General features: G+C 65.8%; 3 protein-coding genes. 1 reads left to right on the forward strand and 2 read right to left on the reverse strand.

Translation table 11 applies throughout. From position 1 onward, the window contains the following. Nucleotides 1-101 precede the first annotated feature (101 nt). Entirely contained in the window at nt 102-500 is a 399-nt protein-coding gene (locus AB0D34_RS47220; protein WP_362674387.1) for a hypothetical protein, read from the forward strand. 22 nt (nt 501-522) lie between these two features. Here the strand turns inward: AB0D34_RS47220 and istB are convergent, their stop codons facing one another. Then, the gene (gene istB / locus AB0D34_RS47225; protein ID WP_362674388.1) at nt 523-1,287 is read right to left on the reverse strand and encodes an IS21-like element helper ATPase IstB; all 765 of its coding nucleotides are present in this window, start codon (nt 1,285-1,287) and stop codon (nt 523-525) included. Further along, complete coding sequence (istA, locus tag AB0D34_RS47230; protein WP_362674390.1) at nt 1,284-2,702, reverse strand: IS21 family transposase; 1,419 nt, start codon at nt 2,700-2,702, stop codon at nt 1,284-1,286. The genes istB and istA overlap by 4 nt, the downstream gene beginning before the upstream one ends. Nucleotides 2,703-2,826: the final 124 nt, after the last annotated feature.

A 2,826-nucleotide genomic window follows, 5' to 3' on the forward strand; every position in this document is an offset into this window, starting at 1 on the left:
TGTCGGCGTACTCGCGAAAGTGCTCAAGTAAGTACGGATAAACGTGCTCAGCCGGATGTTCGCCTGTGGGCTTGTCAGAAGTAGCGTGCGACGATCGTGGGGTGGAGAGTCCTGATCCTTCGTTCCGTCGGCGCCTGCTGATGGAGGCGTTGACCGTGTTGGCGGCTGATGCCCAGACCCAGGTGACCTGGCTGGTCAGGCATGCGGTGATGACGGATGAGATCGCCCTGGACTTCGATCACTCCTTCCGCATGGCCGAAACCCTGGTGGCCGAGGGACAACTCGCCCGCGGAGTCATGGCTGACCTGCAGGAGATCGATGTGATCCTCAGCGGGATGAGCGGTGGCGAGAACGCTGATCGGTGGACACGGGATGCGCTGTCCACTGATGAGGGATGGGCTCTGGCCCGGCGGCTGGCCCGGCGGCTGGCCCGCCGGGTTCTCGTCGCGGAACTGGGTGATTGGCAGCAGCCGCTGCCGGAGATATCGGTTATCCGGTGACGGGCTCCGCTGTTCTCGCTGGTCAGGCCACCTGGATGTCCCGCTCGATGGCGGCGAGCCGGTTTTTGAGCCGGTAGCTGGGGCCGTTGATCGAGATCACGTCGCAGTGGTGGAGAAGCCGGTCGAGGATCGCGGTGGCCAGCACTTCGTCGCCGAAGACCTGGCCCCATTCACTGAAGGTCTTGTTCGAGGTCAGGATGATCGAGCCCTTTTCGTAGCGCTTGGAGATCACCTGAAAGACGAGGTTCGCTTCCGCTCGTTCCAGAGGCTGGTAGCCGACCTCGTCCACCACCAGGACACTCGGGCGAAGGTAGGTGCCGAGCTTGCTGGTCAGACGGCCTGCGGCTTCGGCGGCTGTGAGGTTGCGGACCATGTCGTCGAGGCTGGTGAAGTAGATCGAGTAGCCGGCCCGGCAGGCCGCGAGGGCGACGGCGATGTGGGTCTTGCCGACTCCAGGCGGGCCGAGCAGGGCGGCGTTCGCCTTGGTCTCGACGAACGACAAGGTGGCCAGGTCCTTCACCTTGCGCGGGTCGAGGTCGGGCTGGAAGGAAAAGTCGTAGTCCTCAAGTGTCTTGTGATGCGGGAGCTTCGACAATCGCAGGCCCTGACGGAAGCGGCGGTCGTCGCGGACGGCCAGTTCCTCGGACAGCACCAGGTCGAGGAAGTCGAGATAGCCCATCTTGGCCTCGTCAGCCCGCTGAGCGTACTGGTTCAGGGCCTCGGCCAGGTGGGGCAGGCCGAGCTTGCCGGCCGTGGTGCGGATGCGGGTGGAGACCAGCTCGCTCAAGACGATTCCTTCTTCATGGGGGCGGTGGTGAACGGGCGGGTGCCGGTCAGCTCGTCATAGACCGACAGCGGACGGCGGCCGACCTTGACGCTGGCAGCTGCGGCCCGGGTCAGCAGGGCCTGCAGCGGCCCGGCTTCCTCGCCCAGAGGTGCCTCATGACGAGGCAAGGGCACGATGTCGCCGGTGGTGACACGCCGGTTCCTGCCGTCGGGCAGACCGTCCCAGTGCTCTTCGTCGACGACCCGAACGCCTTTGCCGACCGCTCGCGGGTGAGCGGCCAGCAACGTTGAGCCGTCGGCATCGGCGATGGTGGAGTGCAGCATGACCTGGGACTTCGTGGCCCGGACCTCGATCAGCTGGCGGGAGCGAACCTTGCGGGCCGGCACCGAATAGAGGTTTCCAGAGAAGGCGACGAGGCAGTCCTTGCCGACCGGCCGCAGATGCCTCTGGGTGACCACATAGGGCGTCTGGGGCAGCGGCCGCAGGGCCATGTGGTCCCGCACGGCCCGCAGGCCGATGACCTCGCCGTGGGTGCGGTGAGTCCGTGCCCGCCGCAAGGGAACCCAGGCCATGAACGCAGAGTCCATCTCCTCGATGGAGGCAAAGGCCCGGCCGGCCAGGACGTGGTCCCGGACGATGTCGACCTGCCGCTCGACCCGGCCCTTGCCGGTGGGACGGTAGGCCGCCAGCACATCGATGTCGAAGTCGTAGTGCCCGGCGAACGCGACCGCTTCGGGATGCAGCGGCACGGCCTCGCCAGGGGCGACATGCCGACGGACCACCGTCTTGGTGCGGTCATAGACGATCGACATCGGCACCCCGCCGAAGTGGGCGAATGCCTGGCGGTGGCAGTCGAAGAAGGTGGCCATGTCCTGGCTCGTGGTAAAGCAGCAGAACGGGTCGCGCGAGTAGGACAAGACCATGTGGAACGAGTAGACCTTCGGGATCCCGACGTGGGCGAGGATCCTGCCCTCGTCGCCCCAGTCGACTTGCGCTTGGGCTCCGGGAATGACCTCGAACCGGCGGTGCAGACCCGCCAGTTCATCGGGAGCAATGCCGAGCTCTTCCGCGATCCGGGGCCGGGCTTCCTGCAGGTAGAGCTTCACACGCTGGTAGTTTCCGGTGAAACCGTACTCCTGGACCAGCCGTTCGTGGATGACCGCACCCTTGATCGTAATTTCCGCCCGCAGCATCGCGTCGATCAGCGGAGCGACCTCGTCAACCACCCGCTTCCGTGGCCGACCGCTGGACGCCCGTCGCGGCGGCGCCACCGGAGCTTGCCCAGACAGGTACTTCCGGACCGTCCGACGGTTCAGCCCGGTTTCCTTCGCGATCTCCGACAGGCTGATCGCGCCGGACTCATACAGACCGCGATACCGGCGAAGCTCCAACCACCGATGTGGGTCCAAAACCATGACCAGCCGCCCTCTGCCGCCTCAACAGATCAAGCAGCAGACTGCCCGGCGCCGGCTCCCAGCACCTCACGAACTGAGCACGTTCATCCGTACGTGACTGGGCACGTTCACGTGTACGCCGACA

The sequence above is a fragment of the Streptomyces sp. NPDC048420 genome (assembly GCF_040651535.1).
Classification (GTDB): domain Bacteria; phylum Actinomycetota; class Actinomycetes; order Streptomycetales; family Streptomycetaceae; genus Streptomyces.

Bases quoted from the DNA above. Each gene is read 5' to 3' on its own strand.
- istA (WP_362674390.1), bottom strand. From the start codon at position 2,702: ATGGTTTTGGACCCACATCGGTGGTTGGAGCTTCGCCGGTATCGCGGT.